The 18,301-nt window shown below is 66.4% G+C and carries 16 protein-coding genes; 10 read left to right on the top strand and 6 right to left on the bottom strand.

The window, feature by feature from the left end; all coding sequences use genetic code 11:
• Nucleotides 1-295: 295 nt before the first annotated feature.
• Both ROV95_RS08480 and ROV95_RS08475 read right to left on the bottom strand, forming a co-directional pair.
• Complete coding sequence (locus tag ROV95_RS08480; RefSeq protein ID WP_005410613.1) at nucleotides 296-520, bottom strand: CstA-like transporter-associated (seleno)protein; 225 nt, start codon at nucleotides 518-520, stop codon at nucleotides 296-298.
• On the bottom strand, nucleotides 520-2,601 hold the full coding sequence (locus ROV95_RS08475) for a carbon starvation CstA family protein (RefSeq protein ID WP_312543959.1): 2,082 nt from the start codon (nucleotides 2,599-2,601) through the stop codon (nucleotides 520-522). Before ROV95_RS08475 ends, ROV95_RS08480 begins: the two co-directional genes overlap by 1 nt.
• 215 nt (nucleotides 2,602-2,816) lie before the next feature.
• Here ROV95_RS08475 and ROV95_RS08470 point away from each other — a divergent pair, with 215 nt between their 5' ends.
• The gene (locus ROV95_RS08470; RefSeq protein WP_019662177.1) at nucleotides 2,817-3,668 is read left to right on the top strand and encodes a pirin family protein; all 852 of its coding nucleotides are present in this window, start codon (nucleotides 2,817-2,819) and stop codon (nucleotides 3,666-3,668) included.
• A gap of 119 nt (nucleotides 3,669-3,787) precedes the next feature.
• Here ROV95_RS08470 and ROV95_RS08465 read toward each other — a convergent pair whose 3' ends face one another.
• The 4 genes from ROV95_RS08465 to ROV95_RS08450 form a co-directional block, all read right to left on the bottom strand.
• On the bottom strand, nucleotides 3,788-4,246 hold the full coding sequence (locus ROV95_RS08465) for a hypothetical protein (RefSeq protein WP_019662176.1): 459 nt from the start codon (nucleotides 4,244-4,246) through the stop codon (nucleotides 3,788-3,790).
• A gap of 197 nt (nucleotides 4,247-4,443) precedes the next feature.
• Complete coding sequence (gene aqpZ, locus ROV95_RS08460; RefSeq protein ID WP_019338641.1) at nucleotides 4,444-5,163, bottom strand: aquaporin Z; 720 nt, start codon at nucleotides 5,161-5,163, stop codon at nucleotides 4,444-4,446.
• A gap of 120 nt (nucleotides 5,164-5,283) precedes the next feature.
• Entirely contained in the window at nucleotides 5,284-6,147 is an 864-nt protein-coding gene (locus ROV95_RS08455; protein WP_021203180.1) for a pirin family protein, read from the bottom strand.
• A gap of 710 nt (nucleotides 6,148-6,857) precedes the next feature.
• Entirely contained in the window at nucleotides 6,858-8,921 is a 2,064-nt protein-coding gene (locus tag ROV95_RS08450) for a 3-hydroxyacyl-CoA dehydrogenase NAD-binding domain-containing protein (RefSeq protein ID WP_312543957.1), read from the bottom strand.
• Between the two features lie 235 nt (nucleotides 8,922-9,156).
• Between ROV95_RS08450 and rpoE the strand changes: the two genes are divergently transcribed.
• From rpoE to recO, 9 genes are all read left to right on the top strand, one after another.
• Entirely contained in the window at nucleotides 9,157-9,777 is a 621-nt protein-coding gene (gene rpoE / locus ROV95_RS08445) for an RNA polymerase sigma factor RpoE (RefSeq protein WP_019662172.1), read from the top strand.
• A complete protein-coding gene (locus tag ROV95_RS08440) occupies nucleotides 9,774-10,655 on the top strand; it encodes a sigma-E factor negative regulatory protein (protein WP_312543955.1) in 882 nt (293 codons plus the stop codon). The genes rpoE and ROV95_RS08440 overlap by 4 nt, the downstream gene beginning before the upstream one ends.
• A 74-nt stretch (nucleotides 10,656-10,729) precedes the next feature.
• Complete coding sequence (locus ROV95_RS08435; protein WP_227844699.1) at nucleotides 10,730-12,262, top strand: DegQ family serine endoprotease; 1,533 nt, start codon at nucleotides 10,730-10,732, stop codon at nucleotides 12,260-12,262.
• A gap of 180 nt (nucleotides 12,263-12,442) precedes the next feature.
• Entirely contained in the window at nucleotides 12,443-14,236 is a 1,794-nt protein-coding gene (gene lepA / locus ROV95_RS08430; protein ID WP_019662169.1) for a translation elongation factor 4, read from the top strand.
• A 54-nt stretch (nucleotides 14,237-14,290) separates the two neighbouring features.
• Nucleotides 14,291-15,085 carry a signal peptidase I gene (lepB, locus tag ROV95_RS08425; protein ID WP_019662168.1) on the top strand — a complete coding sequence of 265 codons (795 nt, stop codon included), beginning with the start codon at nucleotides 14,291-14,293 and terminating at the stop codon, nucleotides 15,083-15,085.
• Between the two features lie 37 nt (nucleotides 15,086-15,122).
• Complete coding sequence (locus ROV95_RS08420) at nucleotides 15,123-15,506, top strand: DUF4845 domain-containing protein (protein ID WP_010482821.1); 384 nt, start codon at nucleotides 15,123-15,125, stop codon at nucleotides 15,504-15,506.
• Nucleotides 15,496-16,176, top strand: a complete 681-nt coding sequence (rnc, locus tag ROV95_RS08415; protein ID WP_019662167.1) for a ribonuclease III — start codon at nucleotides 15,496-15,498, stop codon at nucleotides 16,174-16,176. Before ROV95_RS08420 ends, rnc begins: the two co-directional genes overlap by 11 nt.
• A complete protein-coding gene (gene era, locus ROV95_RS08410) occupies nucleotides 16,173-17,069 on the top strand; it encodes a GTPase Era (protein ID WP_019662166.1) in 897 nt (298 codons plus the stop codon). The genes rnc and era overlap by 4 nt, the downstream gene beginning before the upstream one ends.
• A gap of 18 nt (nucleotides 17,070-17,087) precedes the next feature.
• The gene (recO, locus tag ROV95_RS08405; protein ID WP_019662165.1) at nucleotides 17,088-17,807 is read left to right on the top strand and encodes a DNA repair protein RecO; all 720 of its coding nucleotides are present in this window, start codon (nucleotides 17,088-17,090) and stop codon (nucleotides 17,805-17,807) included.
• Nucleotides 17,808-18,301: the final 494 nt, after the last annotated feature.

Raw genomic sequence — 18,301 nt, 5'->3', positions numbered from 1 at the left:
ATGCACTTCATGGGTATCCATGAACAAAGAAAGGACAGATCCGTTTCCCCGCGGAAACGGATCTGCCTCCTGATGCTTCTTGCCGTCAACGGAAATCTGTCGAAGGTGGGGTGGTGTCGGATGGCGGGGTATCCGCGGCATGGATGCCGCGGCCAAGCCCCCAAGGACGGGTTTACGGCGTCCCCGCCATCCGACACCACCCCGCCAAATTCACGGAAAACCAGAGCCGACGCTTTCGCCGTTGCAGTTGCAGTTGCCTCTGCGGGTGCCGGGCTGCAAGCCCGGCACCCAACCCTCAACAGCAGCGGCCACCATTGCGCCCACCGTAGCGCGCTTCCTGGCGTTCGCGGAAGAACGTCTTGTAGTCCATTGGCTCCTGGTCCGGGTGCTTTTCCAGCATGTGCCGGACATAGTTGTCGTAATCGGGAATGCCACAGCACAGACGTGCGGTCTGCACCAGGCGCCGCCAGATGCGGCGGTGCGCCTGGTACTGGCCGGCGGGAACCAGTTGCGTGCTCATCACAGATCCACCATTTCGTGCGGCTTCAGTGCCACGTAAGGGGTCTCGCGGTCGCTGCGCTGCGGATTGCGGCGTGCCGCCAGGATGGTCTTGATCGAATACACCAGCACAGCGCCCACCACCAGCAGGAACAGCGCGGTCAGGCCGGTGTTGACGTAGGCGTTGACCACGATCTGCTTCATCTGCGCCACCGATTTGGCCGGTGCGGTGATGGTGTCGCTGGCAATGGCAGCCTGGAACTTGTGTGCCTGGGCCAGGAACCCCTGTGCTGGGTTGCTGTCGAAGATCTTGATGAAGCCGGCATAGGTGGTGCAGATCAGCAGCCACACCGCCGGTACCGCAGTGACCCACGCATAGCGGTCGCGCTTCATCTTGAACAGCACTACCGTGCCCAGCATCAGCGCGATACCGGCCAGCATCTGGTTGGAGATGCCGAACAACGGCCACAAGGTCTGGATGCCGCCGAACGGATCGACCACACCGGTGTAGAGCAGGTAGCCCCACAGCGCCACGCAGCCGGCGGTACCGATGATGTTGGCGGTCCACGACTCGGTCTTCTTCAGCGCCGGGACGAAGTTGCCCAGCAGGTCCTGCAGCATGAAGCGTCCGGCACGGGTGCCAGCGTCCACCGCGGTCAGGATGAACAATGCTTCGAACAGGATCGCGAAGTGGTACCAGAACGCCATCATTGCGTCGCTGCCACTGGGGATCGCTTCGTGCAGGATCTGCGCGATGCCCACCGCCAGTGTCGGTGCACCACCTGCACGATGCAGGATGGTCGGCTCGCCGATCGCCGCCGCGGTCGCGGTCAGCTGCTCCGGCGTGATGGTGAAGCCCCAGGTGTTGGTGATGTAGTGCGCCGCCGACGCCGCATCGGCGCCGATCACCGCCGCCGGGCTGTTCATCGCGAAGTAGATGCCCGGGTCGATGATCGAGGCCGCGACCAGCGCCATCACCGCCACGAACGATTCCATCAGCATGCCGCCGTAGCCGATGTAGCGCATGTGCGCTTCATTGGCCAGCAGCTTCGGCGTGGTGCCGGAGGAAATCAGCGCATGGAAACCAGAGACCGCACCGCAGGCGATGGTGATGAACAGGAACGGGAACATGCCGCCCTTCCACACCGGGCCGTCGCCACTGGCGGCGAACTGGGTCAGCGCCGGCATCTTCAGATCCGGCATCACGATCAGGATGCCGACGGCCAGCGCGATGATCGTGCCGATCTTGAGGAAGGTCGACAGGTAGTCGCGCGGGGCCAGCAACAGCCAAACCGGCAGCACCGATGCGACGAAGCCGTAGCCGATCAGCATCCAGGTGATCTGGGTGCCGGTGAAAGTGAACGCCGGGCCCCACACCGGGTCGGCGGCGACCTTGCCGCCGTACCAGATCGCGGCCAGCAGCAGGATCAGGCCGACCACCGAGATCTCGCCGATCCTGCCGGGGCGGATATAGCGCATGTACACGCCCATCAGGATGGCGATAGGCATCGTCGCGATCACCGTGAACATGCCCCACGGGCTTTCGGCCAGCGCCTTGACCACCACCATCGCCAGCACCGCCAGGATGATGATCATGATCAGGAACGCACCGAACAGGGCGATGGTGCCGGGTACCTGGCCCATCTCCTCGCGCACCAGGTCACCCAGCGAGCGGCCGTTGCGACGGCTGGACAGGAACAGGACCATGAAGTCCTGCACCGCGCCGGCCAGCACCACGCCCACCACCAGCCACAGCAGGCCGGGCAGGTAGCCCATCTGTGCGGCCAGGACGGGGCCGACCAGCGGACCGGCGCCGGCGATGGCGGCGAAATGATGGCCGAACAGCACGTGCTTGTTGGTCGGCACGTAGTCCAGGCCATCGTTGTTGATCACCGCCGGGGTGGCCCGGGTCGGATCCAGCTGCATCACCTTGTTGGCGATGAACAGGCTGTAGAAGCGGTAGGCGACCAGGTACAGCGAAACCGCGGCGACGACGATCCACAGCGCATTGATGTGCTCGCCGCGGCGCAGTGCCACGGTGCCCAGACAGAATGCGCCGAGCAGGGCGAGTACCGCCCAGCCCAGTTTTGAAAACCCTTTCATGAGGTGCTCTCTCCCGGAAAGACAGTCAAAGAGTCCCGCTTGCCTTCGACAGGGTCAATTGGCGCAGGACGAATCGGCGGTAGTACTTTGGTCGTACGTTCGTTGTGCTGACGTGCAGCGAACATCAGGGATGGAACAATCGGTTGCGGCGCCATCCATTGGCGTACGGCCGTATGGCGTCCATCTTCACTGGCATCCATCCAACAGGAGTCGCCATGAGCCTTCCCGAACCGGCCCGCGTGCTGCGCACCATCCGTGGCCTGCCCACCTCCGACGGTGCTGGCGTGCGCCTGACCCGCGTCATCGGCGGCCCCACGCTGCCCGATCTGGATCCGTTCCTGCTGCTCGATGAATTCGGAACCGACCGCGCCGAGGATTACATCGCCGGCTTCCCGGAACATCCGCACCGCGGTTTCGAGACCGTCACCTACATGCTCGACGGGCGCATGCGGCATCGCGACAACCACGGCAACGAAGGCCTGCTGACCCCGGGCAGCGTGCAGTGGATGACCGCTGGGCGTGGCCTGGTGCATTCGGAGATGCCCGAGCAGGAAAGCGGGCAGATGCGCGGCTTCCAGCTGTGGGTGAACCTGCCGGCAAAGGAGAAGATGACTGACCCGAAGTACCAGGAATTCGCGCCCGAGCGGATTCCGGTGGTGCAGCCGGAGCCGGGTGTGACAGTGAAGGTGATTGCCGGCAGCGTGGACGGCACCCGGGGTCCGATCGTGCAACCGGCCACCGATCCGCTCTACCTCGACATCACCTTGGCGCCTGATCGGGCTTGGACCTACACGCTGCCGGAAGGGCACAACGCCTTTGCCTACGTGTTCGAGGGCGGGCTGACGGTGGGCGAGCAGGACGCTGCGCGCGACGTTGCACGCCAGGAACTGGCGGTGTTGGGCGGAGGCGAGCAACTGCACCTCTCGGCGGGCAGTGAAGGCGCGCGGTTGATCCTGGTTGCCGGCCGTCCGCTGCGCGAACCGGTGATGCGCCATGGCCCCTTCGTGATGAACACGCGGCAGGAACTGATGCAGGCCTTCGTCGATTTCCAGGAAGGCAAGTTCTGATGGATTGCGCCGGGCATGGCCCGTCGAAAGAAGCCGGCAACGCCGCCGGGCCACGCCCGGCGGACGTCCCGCGAGTCGGATCCTGCGGGGATGCTGCCAGGCAGTCATCCCCGTCACCTTCAGCGCCCCGCGGCCACGGCTGACGGGGTCAGGCTCATGCCCTGCGCCAACTGCTGCAGCGAGCCCAGCTCCTGGGCGCTGTCCGGGTACAGCGAAATCTGCGCGTAGCGCTTCTTGTCCAGCTTGACCACGCTGATGCGGCGCTCGGCATAGCCGGGCGGCTGCTGGCCACCGAGATCGGGCTGGTACCAGTAAAGCGGTTCACCGCCGAAGCTGCCTTTTTCCTGGCGCAGTGCCCGGTTCAACGGAATATCAGGGTCACGCGCGCTGAGCATCAGGCTCAGTACCTCGCGTCCATCCCCGGTGCTGGCGCGGCAGACCAGAAGGTCGGCCAACACCTGCTGCTGCCACTGCAGGCCACTGCTGGCCGGCAACGAAGGACATTCCGCGGGAGCCTGCGCGGCAGCCTGGGCCGCGGCGAACAGCAGGCTCGACAACACTACAGGCGCGAACTTCATGCATCCCCCAAGGTGGTCGGTCGTGTGGCTCCACCAGATGGACTGGCGGCTGTGGCATCCCATCCCCGGATGCCGCCCCGCCCGGCGTGTGCACGGACGGTCAACTCAACCTTAACGGAACGTGAGCGATCGCACAAATCGAAGTTGCAGACGTAACCATTGCGGCCGATGGTCGGCCGCAATGGTGCGCACAGGCCTCAGCGGTCGTTGCCGATCCACTTGTAGATGATGCCGCCGATCGCGCCGCCCAGCAGCGGGGCGACCCAGAACAGCCACAACTGGCTTACTGCGCCGCTGCCGGCGAAGAAGGCCACGGCGGTGGAACGGGCCGGGTTCACCGAGGTGTTGGTGACCGGGATGCTGATCAGGTGGATCAGGGTCAGCGACAGGCCGATCGCCAGTGGCGCAAAGCCAGCCGGCGCCTTGCCATGGGTGGCGCCCATGATCACGATCAGGAACACGGCGGTCAGCACCACTTCGCACAGGAAGGCCGCTGCCACGCTGTAACCGCCAGGCGACAGCGCGCCATACCCATTGCTGGCGAACGCACCGGCCTGGCTGCCATCGATGGCGAAGCCGCTGGCCCCCGACGCGATCTGCAGCAGGATGAAGCCGGCCAGCAGGCCGCCAGCCACCTGGGCGATGATGTACGGCACGAGGTCCTTGGTCGGGAAGCGGCCGCCGGCCCACAGGCCGACGCTGACTGCCGGATTGAAGTGCGCGCCGGAGATATGGCCGAACGCATAGGCGCCGGTCACCACGGTCAGGCCAAAGGCCAGGGCGACGCCGAGGAACCCGATACCCAGCGGATTGCCGTCGCCACCGAACTTGGCGGCCAGCACCGCGCTGCCACAGCCGCCCAACACCAGCCAGAACGTGCCGAGGAATTCGGCGGACAAGCGTTTACCCATGCTCATGTGTTGCACTCCTTTGAGGGCGAAAGTGTGATTTATGTCACATTTCAGTGATCAGCGGGTGACTGTAGCGTCAACGCCGGGTGCAGGGATACACCGTCGGATGTGTGCAACACGCGATGTTCAATACTGCGGCAGCGGAATGAACTCCTTGTCGTCGCCCGGAATGGTGCCGAATCGGCCGGCCTCCCAATCGTGCTTGGCCTGCTCGATGCGCTCCTTCGAGCTGGATACGAAGTTCCACCACAGGTGGCGCGGGCCATCCAGCGGCTCGCCACCGAACAGCATCGCCTTCACCGGCGTCTTCGCGCGCAGGCGGCCGCGTGCGCCGGCCTCGGGAATCACCAGATGCTGTGCAGGGATGTCCACGCCATCCAGCTGTGCGTCGCCTTCGAGGATGTACAGCGCGCGTTCGCGGTGGCCGTCATCGATATCGATCTCCGCATCCGGGTCGAGATCGATCGCCACGTTGAGGGTATCGGCGAACACCTTCACCGGCGATTCCTCGCCATAGGCGCGGCCGGCGATCACCCGCAGCCAGGCACCGTTGCGGCGCTGCTCGGGCAGCGTAGCCGCGGCATGGTGGTAGAAGGCCGGTTCTATTTCCTCGTGCGATTTCGGCAGCGCCACCCAGGTCTGCATGCCGTGGATCGGGTTGTCGTGGGCGCGGTCCGGTTGCGGTGTCCGCTCGGAATGGGCAATGCCGCGACCAGCGGTCATCCAGTTGACGTCGCCGGGACGGATCACCTGGTCCGACCCCAGCGTGTCGCGGTGGCCGATCGCGCCCGACCACAGGTAGGTCACGGTGGCCAGGCCGATATGTGGATGCGGGCGCACGTCGATGGCGGTGCCGGGGTGCATGAGTGCCGGGCCCATCTGGTCGACGAACACGAACGAGCCGATGCTGCGCGCCTGCAGGGTGGGGACGGCGCGACGGACTTCGAGGCCGCCGATGTCGTGCACGCGCGGGGCGATGATGGTGGTCATGCGGGCGTTCTCGCTGGCAGGGATCAGGTGGTGAGCATCGCATGCAGCTGTGACGGGTACATGCCCCGTATGGGTAACAGGTTGTTCCAGCCAACGGCGCAGCCCCTCGTGGCTATGGGGTTGGTCGCTGAAGGCAGAAGCAAAAGCAGAAGCCGCGCGTGGCCGGGCGGGTGGGTGGCGCAGGGGACGCTGCAAGTCCCCCTCCGGGGCCCAGCCCAGCCGCTGGCGGCTGTGCGTTCGGTCGCTCGCGAAGCAGTGCTTCGCAAGCAAAGCGCCCTCACCCATGTAAGCTCGATCGCCGCATCCATGCGGCTCACGCCCCTGCGCAACCCACCCGCCCGGCCTCTGACAGTTTCCGTGTGCTGTCCAGCCACGGAGAAGAAAAAGAAAATCAAAAGCAAACGCCGGTCGCTTCGCTCGCATCCACGCATGGCGTGGATCAAGCGTGTCGACCAAGGTCGACACCTACAGCAACCGCAGCTGACCCACCGTCATCGGGGAACTGTCAGGGGCGGGGCGGTGTCGGGTTGCGGGGTGTCCGCGGCATGGATGCCGCGGCCAAGCCCCCAAGGACGGGTTTACGGCGTCCCCGCAACCCGACACCGCCCCGCCCAACAAACAGAAAAGCCAGAGCCGCTTTGGCTCTGGCTTCTGCTGTGGCATTTGACGTTGCCTCGGCGGGTGCCGGGCCGCAGGCCCGGCCGATAAACTCAGACCACCGGTTCGCGCAGGGCGGGGTTGTCCCAGCCCGGGCGCGGGGCGAAACGGTCGCCGTGGCGCTGCTGCAGCGCCTTCAACCGCTCGACGATCGCATCGGCACCCACCGCACGGATGTGCTGGATCGGGCCGCCACGGAACGGCGCGAAACCGGTACCGAAGATCACGCCCGCATCCAACAGGTCCGCATCGGCCACTACACCTTCGTGCAGGCACGCCACCGCCTCGTTCAACAGCGGCAGGATCAGGCGGTCCTCCAGATCGGCCGGGGCCTGGTAATCGCTGGCCACGTCCGGCTTCTTCGGCTTGCCGTTCTCCCAGGTGTAGATGCCCTGGCCATCCTTCTTGCCGCGCTTGTCCTGTTCCACCGTCTGCAGGGCCGCCGGAATCTGCAGGCCGAGGAACGGCGCCAGTTCGCGGCCCACGCCCGCAGCCACGTCCAGCCCCACGGTGTCGATCAGTTCGATCGGTCCCATCGGCATGCCGAACTTCACGGCGGCCTTGTCGATCACCGGACCCGGAATGCCTTCGGCATACGCGGTGGCCGCTTCCAGCATGTAAGGGAACAGCACGCGGTTGACCAGGAAGCCCGGGCTGCCGGCCACCGGCACCGGGAACTTGCCCAGTGCCTTGCAGAACGCGGCCAGGCGGCGTTCGGTTTCCGGCGCCATGCCGTCGTGATGGATGATCTCCACCAACGGCATCTGCGCGACCGGGTTGAAATAGTGCAGGCCGGCGAACTGCGCCGGGCGCTGGATGTGATCGCGCAGTTCCACCAGAGGGATCGACGAAGTGTTGGTGGTCAGCAGCGCGTCCTGCTTCATCTTCGGTTCCAGCGTCTGGTACAGCGCACGCTTGGCCTCGGGGTTCTCGATGATGGCCTCGATCACCAGATCGGCTTCGGCCACGCCGTTGCCTTCCAGATCGGCACGCAGGCGCGCGGCCACGGCAGGGCGCTTGCTCTCGTCACGCACCTTCTTGGCGAACAGCGCCTGCGCGCGTTCCATGGCCGGGTCGATGAAGCGCTGCTCACGGTCCTGCAGGGTCACGTCGAAGCCCTTGTAGGCGGCCCACGCGGCGATGTCGCCGCCCATCACGCCGGCGCCGACCACGTGCACGTGACGGATGCCGGAATCACCACCGCCCAGGCCCTTCAGTCGCTCGGTCAGGAAGAAGATACGGATCAGGTTGCGCGCGGTCGGTGTACTGGCCAGCTTCACCACGGCGCGCCGCTCGGCGTCCAAACGCGCCTGGATCGGCTTGCCGCCACTGCGTTGCCAGGTGCTGATCAGCGCATACGGCGCCGGGTACTGGTCCTTCTTCGCCTTGCGCGCCACCTGCTTGACCATCTGCGGGGCCAGCAGCGTGCGCGCCAGCCAGGTGTTGGTGGCCCAGGCCGTCGCGCGCTGCTTGAACGGGCGGGCGGTGCCGGACAGCGCCAGCGCGACGGCGGTGTCGAGCACCACCGCCGGCGCCACCACCTTGTCGACCAGGCCGATCCCCCGCGCGGCCGACGCCGACAGGGTGCGGCCGGTCAGCATCATGTCCATCGCCGCCGGTGCACCCACCAGTTGCGGCAGGCGGGCGCTGCCGCCCCAGCCCGGGAAGATGCCCAGCTGGGTTTCCGGCAGGCCGATGCGGGTGCTGCTGTCGTTGGAGGCCACGCGGTAGCGGCAGGCCAGCGCCAGTTCGATGCCGCCTCCCAGGCAGTGGCCATGGATCGCCGCCACGGTCGGGCAGGGTAGTTCGGCCAGCTTCTGGTAGGTGGCCTGGCCACGCCGGATCGCGTCGTTGACAGTGCCGCGACGGTCGAACTCCTGGAACTCCTTCAGGTCGGCACCGGCAATGAAGCCGGCCTTCTTCAGCGACTGGATCACCACGCCCTTGGGCGGATCCAGCGCGATGCGCTCAAGCAGGTCGCCCAGCTCCAGCAGCACGTCCTGCGACATGGCGTTGACGCTGCTGTCCTGACGATCCAGGGAGAGAACCACCACGCCGTCGTCGCGGATCTCGGGGTGCCAGTGGCTGAAGCGGAGACCATCGAAGCCTGAGAGCATGGACGTTCCATCCGGTTGTGTATGGAGAAGCGGCTATGATCCAGAGGTTGTTTCCCCCGCGTCAAATCCCAATAGCAGGGGAGTGGCGCCCCCGGATCCATGGCCGTGGACCGGGACGCTAACGGAACGGTGGTTAAAAGCTGGTGCGGCGCCAGGTGATCGGCGACTGAACTTTTCCCGGGATTGGCAGTCTCATTGCCCGACGTCGGTTGGGCTGACAGGAGTGCGGCCCCTCATGGCCGAGGTTGATACACCACAGGAGCTGGATCTGGAACTGGTCCGGCGCGTGCAGCACGGCGAGAGTGCCGCCTTCGATGTCCTGGTGCGCAAGTACCAGCATCGGGTGGTGGCCCTGGTCGGTCGCTACATCGCCGACTGGAGCGAATGTCAGGACGTCGCCCAGGACACTTTCATCCGCGCCTACCGCGCGATCGGGAGTTTCCGTGGCGACGCCCAGTTCTCAACCTGGTTGCATCGAATCGCCGTGAATACCGCCAAAAACTACCTGGCTTCTCACAATCGACGGCCGCCGACCGATGACATCGACATCGGCGACGCCGAACAGTTCGACACCGGTACCCGCCTGCGCGACACCGACACGCCCGAACGCGAGTTGATGCGCCAGGAGCTGGAACAGACGGTAATGAAGGCCGTCAACGCGCTGCCGGAAGAACTCCGGTCGGCAATCACCCTGCGCGAGGTGGAAGGCCTGAGCTATGAGGATATCGCGCAGAAGATGGGGTGCCCGATCGGCACGGTGCGTTCACGGATCTTCCGGGCGCGCGAGGCGATCGACACCGAACTCCGGCCGCTGCTGGACATCGGCAGCGCCACCCGTGAGAAGAGCCGCGTATGACCAGTAAACCGTTCAACGAATCGCAGAACCACCAATCGCCCGCCGGACAGCGCCTGGACCAGCGCCATCGCGAGCAGCTGTCGGCCCTGGTCGATGGTGAGCTGGGCGCCGACGAAGCGCGCTTCCTGCTGCGCCGGATGGAGCACGACCCCGAGCTGGCCGGATGCCAGGAACGCTGGCAGCTGCTGGGCGACGTGATGCGCGGGCACGCGTCGGCGCTGGCGCCGGCCGGCTTCAGCGCGGCCGTGGCCGCCGCCATCGCGGCCGAACCGGCGCCGCAGGTCGAGCCGCGTCGCCAGGTACGCCGCAGTGGCTGGCGGGCCTGGGGCGGCGGCGCCGCCCTGGCCGCGTCGGTGGCCGCCGTCGCGCTGTTCATCGGCGGCGAGAAGCTGAAGGAGGCCACGCCGGGTGAACCGCTGGCGCCGCAGGTGATCGCCAGCCAGGCGGAGCTGGCGCCGGCGCCCACCACGCCGGCCCCGGTGACCGAGGCTTCGGTGGAGACGGCCGCGATGGCCGTGGCTGCTGCGCCGGCTGTGGCGATGGCCGCTTCCAGCCGTCGTCAGGACGCCCGCCGTGCCAGCGCCACGCGTACCCAGCAGGCTGCGCGTGCCGCCCAGCGCGACGAGGCCCCGCAACGGGCCGTCGCCGCAGCGCCGGCGCCGTTGACCCCGACCGTGCCGGCCAACGCCAGCCGCAACCTGCCGTTCGGCGAGGTGGGCGGACTGCAGGCCCGGCCGTGGCCGCGCTCCAGCCTGGCGCCCGCTGCCGGTGGCGCACTCAATGCCAGCTTCCCGGCCCATGCCGGCGGCGCGGCGTTCTATCCGTTCGAGCCGCGCCTGCAGGACGACCTGCCGGTGCCGCCGCGCCCGCGCGACTGAGCCGGGCGCTTTCACGCCCCGCCGCCGGCGGGGTCCGTATTCCTCTTTCCATCCGATCCGGAGGTTGCCGTCCGATGACTCCCCGACTCCGCACGCAGGCCATGGGTCTGCTGGCCCTGACCCTTCCCCTGGTGGCCTGCGCACAGGCCCCCGCGCCTGCCGCGCAGACCCAGCCTGCGCCAGCTGCAGCAGCGCGGGCACCGGCGCAGCCGCTGGTCAGCGGCCTGCCCGACTTCACCAATCTGGTCGAACAGGTCGGCCCGGGCGTGGTCAACGTCGACACCACCATCGTCCGCAACAACCGCCAGGTCGCCCGCGGCCCGATGGGCGACGATGACATGCCGGAGTTCTTCCGCCGCTTCTTCGGCCCGGACTTCCCGATGCCCGGGCAGGGGCCGGGTGGGCCGGATGGCGGCCCCAGCATCAAGGGCCGTGGCATGGGCTCGGGCTTCATCATCTCGCCCGATGGCTATGTACTGACCAACTACCACGTGGTGGCCGATGCCAGCGAGGTGAAGGTCAAGCTGGGCGACCGCCGTGAGTTCACCGCGAAAGTGGTGGGCAGCGACCAGCAGTACGACGTCGCGCTGTTGAAGATCGACGGCAAGAACCTGCCGACCGTGCGCGTTGGCGACTCCAACTCCCTCAAGCCGGGCCAATGGGTGGTCGCGATCGGCTCGCCGTTCGGCCTCGATCACTCGGTCACTGCCGGCGTGGTCAGTGCCCTTGGCCGCAGCACCGGCGGGCCGGACCAGCGCTACGTGCCCTTCATCCAGACCGACGTGGCGATCAACCAGGGCAACTCCGGTGGCCCGCTGCTGAACACGCGTGGCGAAGTGGTCGGCATCAACTCGCAGATCTTCTCTGCTTCGGGCGGCTACATGGGCATCAGCTTCGCGATCCCGATCGACCTGGCGATGAGCGCGGTCGAGCAGATCAAGAAGACCGGCAAAGTCACCCGTGGCCAGCTCGGCGCGGTGGTGCAGGAAATCGACGGCCTGAAAGCGCAGGCGATGGGCCTGCCGGACAGCCGCGGCGCCCTGGTCAACCAGATCGTGCCGGACTCGGCTGCAGCCCGGGCCGGGGTGAAGATCGGCGATGTGATCCGTTCGGTGAACGGCGCGCCGGTCAACAGCTGGTCCGACCTGCCCCCGCTGATCGGCGCGATGGCACCGGGCAGCCGGGTCACCCTGGGCGTGATCCGCGATGGCAAGCCGCGCGACCTCAGCGCCACCCTGACCGCACTGACCGAAGATGCCCAGGCCAGTTCGCGTGGCCCGGCTGCCGTCAACAGCGATGCGGCTCCACAGGCCGGCGCCAACGCCCTGCTGGGGCTGGACGTCAGTGACCTGACCGCGCCGCAGCGCAAGCAGCTGGGCCTGGAATCGGGCGAGGGCGTGCGCATCACCGGGGTCAAGGGCCAGGGCGCGCGCGATGCGGGCCTGTCTCCGGGCATGGTGATCCTGCAGGTAGCCAGCACCCAGGTCGGCAGCGTGGACGCGCTGAACCGTGCGCTGTCCAGCTACAAGAAGGGCGACGTGGTGATGCTGCTGGTGCGCACCGGCAGCGGCAACAGCGCGTTCGTAGCGGTCAAGGCTGGCCAATAAGGCCGGTGCAGGGCCGCCCCGGCGGCCACGTGGTTCCCCCGAAGCCCCGCCCCGGCGGGGCTTCGGCCATTCCGGGCCCGGCTCGATGAGGCCGTTTTCGCGGGCGGGCGCCGGGCATGCGATAATCGACCGTTACCCTGACGACGCCGCGCGCCGCCGCCACCTATGTCTTCTGATTCGATGCGGAACATCCGCAACTTCTCCATCATCGCCCATGTCGACCACGGCAAGTCCACGCTGGCCGACCGCATCATCCAGCTCTGTGGTGGCCTGCAGGCCCGCGAGATGGAAGCGCAGGTGCTCGACTCCAACCCGATCGAGCGCGAGCGTGGCATCACGATCAAGGCGCAGTCGGTGTCGCTGCCGTACCTGGCCAAGGACGGGCAGACCTACCACTTGAACTTCATCGACACCCCCGGCCACGTCGACTTCTCCTATGAAGTCAGCCGCTCGCTGGCCGCCTGCGAAGGCGCGCTGCTGGTGGTCGATGCCGCCCAGGGCGTGGAAGCGCAGTCGGTGGCCAACTGCTACACCGCGGTGGAGCAGGGCCTGGAAGTGGTGCCGGTGATCAACAAGATCGACCTGCCCACCGCCGACATCGAGCGCGCCAAGGCCGAGATCGAGGCCGTGATCGGCATCGACGCCTCCGACGCGGTGCCGGTCAGCGCCAAGACCGGCCTGAACGTGCAGGATGTGCTGGAAGCGATCGTGCACCGCATCCCGCCGCCGGCGCCGCGCGACACCGACAAGCTGCAGGCGCTGATCATCGATTCGTGGTTCGACAATTACCTGGGCGTGGTGTCGCTGGTGCGCGTGATGCAGGGCGAGATCAAGGCCGGTGACAAGCTGCAGGTGATGTCCACCGGCCGCAACCACCAGGTCGACAACGTTGGCGTGTTCACCCCGAAGCGCAAGGTGCTGCCGGCGCTGAAGGCCGGTGAAGTGGGTTGGGTCACCGCCAGCATCAAGGACGTGCACGGTGCGCCGGTCGGCGACACGCTGACCCTGGCCGGCGACCCGGCCCCGAAGCCGCTGCCGGGCTTCCAGGAAATGCAGCCGCGCGTGTTCGCCGGCCTGTTCCCGGTCGACGCCGAGGACTACCCGGACCTGCGCGAAGCGCTGGACAAGCTGCGCCTGAACGACGCCGCGCTGCGTTTCGAGCCGGAAAGCTCCGAGGCGATGGGCTTCGGCTTCCGCTGCGGCTTCCTGGGCATGCTGCACATGGAGATCGTGCAGGAGCGCCTGGAGCGCGAATACAACCTGGACCTGATCAGCACCGCGCCGACGGTGGTGTACGAGGTCCTGAAGACCGATGGCTCGATCATCAACATGGACAATCCGGCCAAGCTGCCGCCGGTGAACCAGGTCGAGGAGATCCGCGAGCCGATCATCCGTGCCAACGTGCTCACTCCCGAGGAGTACATCGGCAACATCATCAAGCTGTGCGAAGAAAAGCGCGGCAGCCAGATCGGCATCAATTACCTGGGCAGCCAGGTGCAGATCAGCTATGAATTGCCGATGGCCGAGGTGGTGCTGGACTTTTTCGACAAGCTGAAGTCGGTCAGCCGTGGCTATGCCTCGCTGGACTACCACTTCGTGCGCTTCGACGCCGGCCCGTTCGTGCGCGTGGACGTGCTGATCAACGGCGACAAGGTCGATGCCCTGTCGCTGATCGTGCACCGCAGCCATGCCGACCGCCGCGGCCGCGAGCTGTGCGAAAAGATGAAGGACCTGATCCCGCGCCAGATGTTCGACGTGGCCATCCAGGCCGCCGTTGGCTCGCAGATCATCGCCCGCACCACGGTCAAGGCCATGCGCAAGAACGTGCTGGCCAAGTGCTATGGTGGCGACGTTTCGCGCAAGAAGAAGCTTCTGGAAAAGCAGAAGGAAGGCAAGAAGCGCATGAAGCAGGTCGGCCGCGTGGAGATCCCGCAGGAAGCGTTCCTGGCCGTGCTGCAGATGGACAACAAGTAAGCCCGCACCGGCCCTGCGGGGCCGGTCGTCTGGTGACGTTGCAAAGGACCCTGAATGAAACTGTTTGAGATCCTCCTGGTCGTGCTGACCCTGGCCTCGGGCCTGATCCTGCTTGCGGACAAGCTGTACCTCGCCAAGCGTCGCGCCCAGCGCGCGGGCCTGCTCGATTCCGAGCCGGTGCTGGTGGATTACTCGCGTGCGTTCTTCCCGGTGCTGGCGATCGTGCTGGTCGTGCGCAGCTTCATTGCGGAGCCGTACAAGATTCCATCCAGTTCGATGATGCCGAACCTGCTGATTGGCGATTTCATCCTGGTCAACAAGTTCTCCTATGGCCTGCGCCTGCCGATCAGCAACACCAAGATCGTGCCGTTTGGCGAGCCGTCGCGTGGTGACGTGGTGGTGTTCCACTTCCCCGGCCATGGCGAGAACGATCCGGCCAAGGGCGAGAACTTCATCAAGCGCGTGATCGGCGTGCCGGGTGACACCGTGGTCTTTGAAGGCGACGGCGTGATCCTCAACGGCGAGCCGCTGAAGTATGACAACAAGGGTATCTACGCCGGCCACAAGGGCCAGGGCGAGGGCGCCAACCTGCTGCTCGAGCACCTGCCGGGCCGCACCCACACGGTGCTGGAGACCGACTATCCGCGCGGCCAGGGCCAGTGGACGGTGCCGGCCGGCAAGTACCTGGTGATGGGCGACAACCGCGACAACAGCGATGATGGCCGGTTCTGGGGCCTGCTGCCGGAAGAAAACCTGCGCGGCAAGGCGTTCCTGATCTGGCTGAACTGCCAGGGCTGGTTGTGCAAGGATGGCTTCGAGCCGTCGCGGATCGGCTCGAGCATCAACTGAGTACCTTCACATCCAACGCGTATCTGGGGAGAACGCAATGAAGACGATGAACACGCAGCGTGGCATGACCTTGACCTCGTTCCTGACGGTCCTGATCGTGGTGGGCTTCTTCCTCTACATCGGCATGAAGCTGTTCCCGATGTATCAGGAGTACTACGCTGTGCGCTCGGCGATGAAGAGCCTGGCCAACGAGCCGGGCGTGGGCAGCATGGAGCCGGCGCGCATCCAGGACCTGTTCTTCAAGCGCCTGTACATCAACTACTCGGACAACGTGAAGCCGGCCAACGTGAAGTTCGACCGTCGCGACAATGGCTGGACCCTCAAGGTCAACTACGAAGTGCGCCGTCAGCTGATCGGCAACCTCGATGTGGTTGGCAAATTCGATTCTTCCCAGGACCTGACACGAAGCGGTGCCCAGTAAATTCATCCAACGTGGCGACCTGATCGGTCATGCCTTCAGCGACCCGGCGCTGCTCAAGCAGGCGCTGACGCATCGCAGTGCCGGTGCGCCGCACAATGAGCGGCTGGAGTTCCTTGGCGACAGCATCGTCAACATGATGGCGGCCGAGGCGTTGTACCGGCGCTGGCCCAAGGCCGACGAAGGGGCGATGACCCGTGCCCGCGCAGAGCTGGTGCGTGAAGGCGCGCTTGCGGTGATCGGGCGCAGCCTGGAACTGGGCGAGCGGCTGACCTTGGGCCCGGGCGAAATGAAGTCCGGTGGTCATCGCCGCGACTCGATCCTGGCCGATGCGGTGGAAGCCGTGGTGGCTGCGATCTACCTGGATGCCGGCTTCGAGGCCTGCCGGGCAGTGGTGCTGCCCTGGTTCAGTGCTTCGATCGAGGCGCTGCCGGCCTCGGGCCGGCCTGAGAAGGATCCCAAGACCCGCCTGCAGGAATGGCTGCAGGCCCGACAGAAGGCGTTGCCGCAGTACGAGCTGGTGTCAGAATCCGGTGACGACCACGCCAAGCACTTCCGGGTACGCTGCAACGTAGCCGACCCGGCCGCCAGCACCGAGGGCGAAGGCGCCTCGCGGCGGCTTGCCGAACAACAGGCGGCTGCGGCCGTCCTAGAACAACTGGATTCCAAGTGAGCGAACAAACTTCCCATCATTGCGGCAGCGTGGCCGTCATCGGCCGCCCGAACGTGGGCAAATCGACCCTGACCAATGCCCTGGTCGGCGCCAAGGTCAGCATCGTTTCCAACCGCCCGCAGACCACGCGCCATCGCCTGCTGGGCATCGCCACCTATCCGGAAGGACAGCTGGTGCTGGTCGACACCCCCGGCCTGCACAAGGTGCAGAAGCGGGCGATGAACCGGGTGATGAACCGCGCTGCGCGCGGCTCGCTGGAAGGCGTCGACGCCGGCCTGCTGGTGATCGAAGCCGGCCGCTGGGATGAAGAGGACAGCCTGGCTTTCAATGTGCTGCGCGACGCTGGCATTCCGGTGGTGCTGGTGGTCAACAAGATCGATCGCCTGAAGGAGAAGGGCGCGCTGCTGCCGTTCCTGCAGCAGGTGACCGAAGGTCGCGACTTCGCCGCCGTGCATCCGATCTCCGCGCAGAAGCGCAACGGCCTGGAAGCGCTGGTGCGCGATGTGCTGAAGCTGCTGCCGGAAGCCCCGCCAATGTTCGGCGAGGACGAGATCACCGACCGCAGCCAGCGTTTCCTGGCCGGTGAACTGGTGCGCGAGCAGCTGATGCGCCAGCTCGGCGAGGAACTGCCGTATGCCACCACGGTGGAAATCGAGCGTTTCACCGAAGATGGCAACCTGCTGCGCATCGGTGCGGTTATCTGGGTCGAACGTGAAGGCCAGAAGGCGATCGTGATCGGCAAGGGTGGCACCCGGCTGAAGGAGATCGGCGCCAAGTCCCGCCTGCAGATGGAACGTCTGTTCGGGGCCAAGGTGTTCCTGGAGACCTGGGTGCGCGTGCGTGAAGGCTGGTCCGACGACGAGGCCGCACTGAAGGCCTTCGGTTACGAGTAAGTCGTTGCGGTCGCTTCGATGCTGATCGAGGACGACACCGGCTTCGTGCTGCATGCACGGGCCTACCGCGAGACCAGCCTGCTGGTCGAAGTGCTGAGCGCGCAGCATGGCCGTATCGGCCTGCTCGCGCGTGGTGTGTCAACCGCCAAGGGCCAGGTGCTGCGCGCTGCCCTGCAGCCATTGCAATGGATCCGCTTCAGTGCCCAGCAGCGCGGTGAACTGGCCCAGCTGCGCGGTGCCGAGGCGCTGGATGCCGCGCCACGCCTGGTCGGCCAGGCGATGTTGGCCGGCTTCTACCTGAGTGAACTGACCCTGCGCCTGGCCCCGCGCCAGGACCCGCTGCCCGGGTTGTACCTGGCCTACGGCGAGGCACGTGCGCGGCTGGCCGTGGGCGCCGGCCTGGCCTGGACCCTGCGTCGCTTCGAACGCGAGCTGCTGTCCGCGCTGGGCCTGGGTTTCGATCTGGACAGCGCCAGCGATGGCCAGCCGATCGACCCGGCGGCGCGCTACGAACTGGATCCTCAGGAAGGCGCGCAGCGACTGCTGAGCGAGCGCGGCGGGGAGCGCCGGGCGGCGGCCACTGGCTCGGCGCTGCTGGCGTTGGCGGCCGACGAAGAGCCCGCTGCCGCCGACCTGGCCAGCCTGCGCCTGCCGATGCGGCGGGTGCTGGCCCATCACCTCGGGCCGCGCGGCCTGAAGTCCTGGGAAATGCTCGAGCAGCTCGCACCCCGCAGGTAGGGGGTGTTCGGCAGGGCTTGCAGCCCTGCACCTGCCGAATCAACGGCAACGGCAAAAGCTGGCTACTCGTGGGTAGGCGGGGTGGGTCCGGTTGCGGGAGACGCCGTAAACCCATCCATGGGGGCTTGGCCGCGGCATCCATGCCGCGGACACTCCCGCAACCGGACCCACCCCGCCTTCGACAGTTTTCCGCGAGCTGTCGGAATGGCAATGGGGTCAGATCCGTTTTCCTTCGGAAAACGGATCTGACCTCCAGTTTGAATTTCGATATCTGACAGAGATTCATCCACGCATGGCGTGGATCTACCAGATCGCAGAAATCTGTCAGAGGCGGGACGGTGTCGGAGTGCGGGGTGTCAGCCGCATGGATGCGGCTGCCAAGCCCCCATGGACGGGTTCACGGCGTCCCCGCGCTCCGACACCGCCCCGCCACCCCACGGAATGCCAGCTGTTGCTGTTGCTGTTGCCTTGGCTTGAAGCCTCTGCAGGTGCAG

It is taken from the genome of Stenotrophomonas maltophilia group sp. msm1 (genome assembly GCF_032025805.1).
Lineage (GTDB): Bacteria > Pseudomonadota > Gammaproteobacteria > Xanthomonadales > Xanthomonadaceae > Stenotrophomonas > Stenotrophomonas hibiscicola.
This window is presented reverse-complemented; position numbering and strand designations above follow the sequence as displayed.